The sequence below is a fragment of the Nocardia sp. NPDC057663 genome (assembly GCF_042799895.1).
Lineage (GTDB): Bacteria > Actinomycetota > Actinomycetes > Mycobacteriales > Mycobacteriaceae > Nocardia.
In genome coordinates this window covers 127,643-133,999 of sequence record NZ_JBHVHX010000018.1, presented here as the reverse complement: position 1 = coordinate 133,999, position 6,357 = coordinate 127,643, and the positions used below count along the sequence as shown (strand labels likewise).

Annotated in this window: 7 protein-coding genes; 4 read left to right on the top strand and 3 right to left on the bottom strand. The window is 69.7% G+C overall.

Annotated features, from left to right (window positions below; genetic code table 11):
- Nucleotides 1–314: 314 nt before the first annotated feature.
- Nucleotides 315–1,052, top strand: a complete 738-nt coding sequence (locus tag ACFVAV_RS28365) for a polysaccharide deacetylase family protein (RefSeq protein WP_379038568.1) — start codon at nt 315–317, stop codon at nt 1,050–1,052.
- Here ACFVAV_RS28365 and ACFVAV_RS28360 read toward each other — a convergent pair whose 3' ends face one another.
- On the bottom strand, nt 1,053–1,697 hold the full coding sequence (locus tag ACFVAV_RS28360) for a hypothetical protein (RefSeq protein WP_379038566.1): 645 nt from the start codon (nt 1,695–1,697) through the stop codon (nt 1,053–1,055).
- Nucleotides 1,698–1,946: 249 nt separating this feature from the next.
- Here ACFVAV_RS28360 and serC point away from each other — a divergent pair, with 249 nt between their 5' ends.
- The 3 genes from serC to ACFVAV_RS28345 all read left to right on the top strand — a co-directional run bounded on the left by serC (nt 1,947) and on the right by ACFVAV_RS28345 (nt 5,246).
- On the top strand, nt 1,947–3,068 hold the full coding sequence (serC, locus tag ACFVAV_RS28355) for a phosphoserine transaminase (RefSeq protein ID WP_379038565.1): 1,122 nt from the start codon (nt 1,947–1,949) through the stop codon (nt 3,066–3,068).
- A gap of 313 nt (nt 3,069–3,381) precedes the next feature.
- Complete coding sequence (gene sepH / locus ACFVAV_RS28350) at nt 3,382–4,368, top strand: septation protein SepH (RefSeq protein ID WP_379038564.1); 987 nt, start codon at nt 3,382–3,384, stop codon at nt 4,366–4,368.
- Between the two features lie 146 nt (nt 4,369–4,514).
- Complete coding sequence (locus tag ACFVAV_RS28345; RefSeq protein WP_379038563.1) at nt 4,515–5,246, top strand: DUF6928 family protein; 732 nt, start codon at nt 4,515–4,517, stop codon at nt 5,244–5,246.
- Between the two features lie 6 nt (nt 5,247–5,252).
- Here ACFVAV_RS28345 and ACFVAV_RS28340 read toward each other — a convergent pair whose 3' ends face one another.
- Both ACFVAV_RS28340 and ACFVAV_RS28335 read right to left on the bottom strand, forming a co-directional pair.
- Nucleotides 5,253–5,555 carry a DUF2537 domain-containing protein gene (locus ACFVAV_RS28340; RefSeq protein WP_379038562.1) on the bottom strand — a complete coding sequence of 101 codons (303 nt, stop codon included), beginning with the start codon at nt 5,553–5,555 and terminating at the stop codon, nt 5,253–5,255.
- Nucleotides 5,552–6,355, bottom strand: coding sequence for a TrmH family RNA methyltransferase (locus ACFVAV_RS28335; protein WP_379038561.1), 804 nt, complete (start codon nt 6,353–6,355; stop codon nt 5,552–5,554). The genes ACFVAV_RS28340 and ACFVAV_RS28335 overlap by 4 nt, the downstream gene beginning before the upstream one ends.
- Nucleotides 6,356–6,357: the final 2 nt, after the last annotated feature.

Here is a 6,357-nt window from a genome sequence, read left to right as displayed (position 1 = left end):
CCCTTCTGCTGGGGGTTGCCCCCCCCCGCGCGCCCCACTCACCCCCCGGCCCGCCCCCCGGGCCGCGGGCCCCCACACACTGTGCCGACCGGCGCCCGGCTCCTTGTCGGCTGATGGCCGAGCTCCTGCTCAGCACGCTCCACCCTCGGTTCGGCGATACGATCCGGGCGAACGTGATCGACAAGGGGTGGATTGTGCACGGACTGTCGCGGCGTCACCTTTTCGGCGCCTGCACTGCATTCGCAGCTAGCGTAATCACCGGATGTGCTGCCGCACAAGGTGATTCGGCTCCCCCGCAGCCGGGTCGGGCGGCGGTGGCACCGCTCACCGCCCAACCGATCTCCACCGCGATCGCGCCGCCCGTCGTCACCCCTGCCGCGGTCGCTGCCAGGCACGCGGGCGCGCAACCACACGCGTGGGGTGTCGCGCTACCGGGCATCACCAGCAGTTTTCCCGCGGCGGGCAAGCAGCTCGCGCTCACCTTCGACGCGTGCGGCGGAGCCGGAAATAGCCTCGACCAGGCGCTGATCGACCTGCTGATCGCCGAGCAGGTCCCGGCGACCCTGTTCCTCAACAAGCGCTGGATCGACGCCGACCCCGCCCGCGTCCAGTGGCTGGCCGCGAACCCGCTGTTCGAGATCGCCTCCCACGGCGTCGCACACAAACCGCTCTCGGTCACCGGCCGCGCCGCCTACAACATCGCGGGCACCGTCTCGGCCGAGGAGGCGGTGCACGAGGTGTGGGCCAACCACGAACGGATCACCGAGCTCACCGGCAAGCCACCGCGCTTCTTCCGCGCAGGCACCGCCCACTACGACGATGTCGCGGTCGCCATCGTGAACGAACTGGGCGAGACACCCCTCGGCTTCACCGTCAATGCCGACTTCGGCGCCACGGCGTCAGCGGCCCAGGTGCAACGCGCGATGAGCGCCGCCACGCCCGGCGGCATCGTGCTCGCCCACCTGCACCGCCCGAAGTCCGGCACCGCGGCGGGCATGGCCGTCGCGATCCCCGCGCTGCGTGCGGCGGGGTTCAGCTTCGTGCACCTGTAGTCAGCGGTTGTCGGTCAGGGTGGTGAAGTCGATGGCGACGGAGTTCCCCCGGTCGACGGTGAAGAACGCGGCCTCGAGACGGGTGCCGAGTTCGATCTGGCCGACCGCGGCCAGTGGCACCGGCTGGATCAGCCGCACCCGCCACGGCGTCGGCTCGTCCCAGGCGCGCAGTTCGAGGTCCAGGCGCAGCACCGGATCGTCGCGGCCGGTGTAATCGGCGGCGATCGGCGCGACCGCGAGCACGGTCGCCTCGGCTCTGCGCCCGTTGGCCAGGATCTTGGCGGCCGTACTCCGGCCGGACTGTGGCACCTCGGGCACGAACAGCACCACGCGTTCCCGATCGCCCGGGTCGACCCGGCAACCGACGGCGTCACCGGGCTGCATCCATTCCAGGTCCTGGCTACGCACCCGCTGCCGGACGCGCGCGTCGTAGGTCAGCTCGCCGGGCACCTGCACCCGCACGGAGAACCGGTACCCGCCCTCTCCGCGCCGCGACCACACCGACAGCACGGTGGCCGTGGCAGGCAACCCCCTGATCAGCAATTCCCGCCGAGAGCTCTCGGCCAGCAATCCCGGCCGCCTCCCGAACGCCCAGGCACACCGGTCGAGCAGGGTCCGACCCGAGTCGACCGCAACGAGACTCATAGCAGGAGAGTAATGCGAATCTCCTACTTACAAGGGCAAATTCCCCGCACTCACGACCCGAGTCCCCACCCCCGAACCCGGGAGACCACTGCGCTGCGCGTTCACCGATCGCGGTTTCGGTCGGGATTCACACCGATTGCGTCGATGGTGTGCGGTCGACGCAGTGGAATCAGTCCGACACCGAGTGTCCCGCCTCACAGCACCACCCACCCCGACAACTCCCGCGCGCCCACCACTAAACTCACCCCTATGACCAGTGCGTTCCCGACCATTCCCGCCGACCTCAAGCCCGCCGACGGACGGTTCGGCTGCGGCCCGTCCAAGGTCCGCCCGGAGCAGCTGCAGTCCCTGGTGACTGTCGGCGCCTCGGTGTTCGGCACCTCGCATCGCCAGAAGCCGGTCAAGGACGTCGTGGCGCGGGTGCGCAACGGCCTGCGCGAGCTGTTCTCGCTGCCCGAGGGCTACGAGGTCGTACTCGGCAACGGTGGCACCACCGCGTTCTGGGATGCCGCCGCGTTCGGCCTGATCCGCGAGCGTTCGCTGCACCTGACCAACGGCGAGTTCTCCTCGAAGTTCGCCTCGGTCGCCAAGGGCAACCCCTTCATCGGTGACCCGATCGTCGTCTCTTCGGAGCCGGGCAGCGCGCCCGAGCCCGTCTCGGACCCCTCGGTCGACCTCATCGGCTGGGCCCACAACGAGACCTCGACCGGTGTGTCCATCCCGGTCTCGCGTCCGGTCGGCTCGGAGAACGCCCTGATCGCCATCGACGCCACCTCCGGCGCGGGCGGCCTGCCGGTGAACATCGCCGACTCCGACGTGTACTACTTCGCCCCGCAGAAGTGCTTCGCCGCCGACGGTGGCCTGTGGATCGCGATCATGAGCCCGGCCGCGCTGGCCCGCGTCGCGGAGATCAAGGCCTCGGGTCGCTGGACCCCGGAGTTCCTGTCGCTGCCGATCGCCATCGACAACTCCACCAAGGACCAGACCTACAACACCCCGGCGCTGGCCACCCTGCTGCTGTTCGCCGACCAGATCGAGTGGATGAACGCCAACGGCGGCCTGGACTGGACCGTCAAGCGCACCCTGGACTCGTCCTCGCGCCTGTACTCGTGGGCCGAGTCGAGCTCCTTCGCCACCCCGTACGTCACCGACCCGGCGCACCGTTCGCAGGTCGTGGGCACCATCGACTTCGACGATGCCGTCGACGCCGCCCAGGTCGCCAAGATCCTGCGGGCCAACGGCATCGTCGACACCGAGCCGTACCGGAAGTTGGGCCGTAACCAGCTGCGCGTCGGCATGTTCCCGGCGATCGACCCGGAAGACGTGTCGCAGCTGACCCGTTCGATCGACTGGGTCGTCGGCCAGCTCTGAGATAAGACCGCAATCAGGGCCGGTGCCCGGTGAACCTTTTTCGGTGCACCGGGCACCGGCCCTTTGCATGGGTTCTGCGCGGGTTCGCAACATTTGCTTTTGATCACTCGGTCGCCGGTCGGTATTTGATGTTGATCCATCACCAAAATCCCTGCACACGACCAAGATTCGTGTGGTGAGCCGCTCAGATTAGCGGGACCTGGCGTCCCGGTGCGCGATTTCGGTCGTGCGTGTCTGCTGCCGTGGGCAAGTAATGTGCACTACTGTCTAGGAAAGTGGGCGGTGTCGTAGCCGACGCGATAGGGAGGTAACGGTGCGTGAACTTCGAGTGATCGGGGTGACGCCCGACTCCACGCACATCGTGTGCAGTGACACCGAGTCCGGCACCAAGTTCCGGTTGCCCGCCGACGACAAGCTCCGCGCGGCGGCGCGCGGCGACCTCGCACGATTCGGCCAGATCGAGATCGAAACGGAAGCGTCTATGCGTCCTCGCGATATCCAGGCCCGTATTCGAGCCGGAGCGTCCGTCGAGCAGGTCACGGCGGAGTCCGGGATGCAGGCCACCAAAGTCGAACGTTTCGCCTACCCGGTGTTGCTGGAACGCGCACGCGCCGCCGAACTGGCGCAGAAAGCGCATCCGGTGCGCCCCGACGGCCCCGCGGTGGAAACGCTGCACGAGATCGTCACCGCGGCCTTCGCCGAGCGCGGCCACACCATCGAACAGGCCGAATGGGATGCCTGGAAAGACGAAAAGGGTTTCTGGGTCGCCCAATTGCAGTGGCGGCACGGACACTCCGAGATCGCGGCGCACTGGCGCTACCAGCCGGACGCGCACGGCGGCTCGGTGTCCCCGCTCGACGACCCCGCGAGCGACCTGATCGATCCTGATTTCGGTCGCGCGCTGCGCGGGCTCGCCACCATCCTGCCCACGCCGGTGGAGCAGGCCGCACCGGTCGTCGAACCGCCCACCCCGGTGGAGCCGCGTCCGCGCGAGCAGGTCGCCCCGACCGCACGTCCGGCGAGCCGCCCCGCCCAGCCGACGCTGGACGAGTACTTCGAGCAGCGCGCGGTCGCGGCCGGCGGTGGCGCGGCGGCGATTCCGGCCGCCCCGGTACCCGCCGCGCCGATCCCGGCCGTTCCGGTGACCCCGAGTCAGCCTGCGGCGCAGGACAAGGAACCCGCGGCGAAGGAACCGGCACCGGAGAAGCCTGCCGCGAAGCCCGCACGCGCCAAGCGGGGTAAGGCGCCGATGCCGTCGTGGGAAGACGTCTTACTGGGCGTCCGCAGCTCCGGGCACTGACCGCCTCTCCGCGACTTCAGGCCAGACTCGAGGGCGGGGTGCGGATACGTTGGCGGCCGAGTGTTCACGGCGAGGTCGAGTTAGCCCGTACCCGGTGAGTTACCCATGTCCTTACTGGAGCAGGTGATTCGGTGGAGGTGGCGGTTATGCATTCGGCTTCCACCCTCTGGTATGTCGACACGGCTGACCCCGTGGCCGTATTGCGGGAGCGGCCCGAGCCGGATGCCGCGGCCGCGGCGGCACTCGCGGGGCAGTTGTATGCCGAGCACGATGTGGTGCCGATCATGATCGGGACGCTCAACGGGTGTGCCGCGCCCGATCGGGACGAGGTGTACATCGGGTGCTATCCGGGGCTGACGGTCGTGTGCACGGCCGAGGCGGCGCTGGTGCGGCCGACGAAATTGCCGGAGCTGCTGGTGCGGCCGCTCGCGTCCGAACACACCTATCTGGTGTCGTTCGACGCGACACTGCACTGGGGTGCGTTCGCGCATTGGGAGCGGGGCGAATTCCGGCGCTCGTTCAGTTCCACCCGGGTCGACATCCTGGAGAACGAAGGGCTGCCGATGGTGTGGGAGCGGCCGTTCTGGGCGGGTGAGCATCCCGTGCCGTGGTGGGGCGACAAGCATCCGGGAGCGCCGTCGCTGCCGTTCGATCCGCCCGACTTCGCCGACGCGGCCAATGCCGAATGGCTCGGCTTCCACTACCGCACTCCCGCCGGGCCGGGCACGCTCGTCCCGGGCGACCTGCCGGTCTGCGGGTTCACGCTGTATCCGAAGGGCCAGGCACCCCGGCAGGCACAGGTGGCCAGGCCGAGCGCGGCCACCCGCCGCAAGCGGGGAATGTTCGACTGGTTGCGGCGCTCCGCCCGGGTGCTGTGACGCGGCTCAGCCGCTGAACCTTTCGATGATCACCGCCAGCCAGCCGAGCACAACGCCGATCGCCGCGCCCGCCAGCACCCACCGCACCACCGGCGTGAACCGCCAGCGCCACGCCGTCGGCGCCACCCCGATCGCGGCCACCAGATTCACCGCGACGGCCAGCAGCGGATGCACCGTGGCCAGCGCGGCTCCGAACGCGTAGACCGCGACCGCGCCGAGCACCGCCACCAGCACGACCACGGTGCAGCCCGCGACCCACGGCACCGAATCCGGTTGGGCGCGATAGGGACCGTCCGGCTCCTGCGTCACGAGGTCCGCACTCGCTCGTAGAACGCCATTGCCGCCGCGGTCGCGACATTGAGCGAGTCGGTGCCGGGCGACATCGGGATCCTGGCGCGAACATCGGTGGCGCGCATGGCTTCCTCGGTGAGTCCGGGTCCCTCCGCGCCGAGCAGCAGCGCGACCCGCTTGCCCGTCATCGCCGTCGCCAGATTCACCGCCGCCGGATTCGGGGTCAGCGCGATGATCTGGAAACCGCCCTCGCGCAACAGATCCAGGCCACCCGGCCACGACGGCAGCTGCGCGAACGGCACCCGCAGCACGTGCCCCATCGAGACCCGCACCGCGCGCCGGTAGAGCGGATCGGCGCACCGGTCGCCGAACAACACCGCGTCCACGCCGAGGCCTGCGGCATTGCGGAACATCGAGCCCAGGTTCTCGTGGTCGTTGACGCCCTCGAGCACCGCGACCGTGCGGGCGCCGTCGAGCACCTCGGCGGGCGTCAGCTCGGCCGGACGCGGCGCGACGGCGAGAACACCGCGGTTGAGATGGAAGCCGACCACCTCGGCCATCACCTCGGCACTGGCCCGGTAGTACGGGATGTCGCGGCCTGCCAGGTCCCCGGCCAGCGGCTCGTAGCGTTTCCCGACGCCGAGCAGGGCGCTGGGGGTGAACCGGGAGCCGAGCATCCGCTGCACGACCACCACGCCCTCGGCGATGACCAGGCCTTTTCGCCCCGGCAGGTCCGGCCTGCGGTCGGCGGAGGACAGGTCACGGAAGTCGTCGACGCGGGGGTCGGCGGGGTCGTCGATGTCGATCACTTCGGCCACTG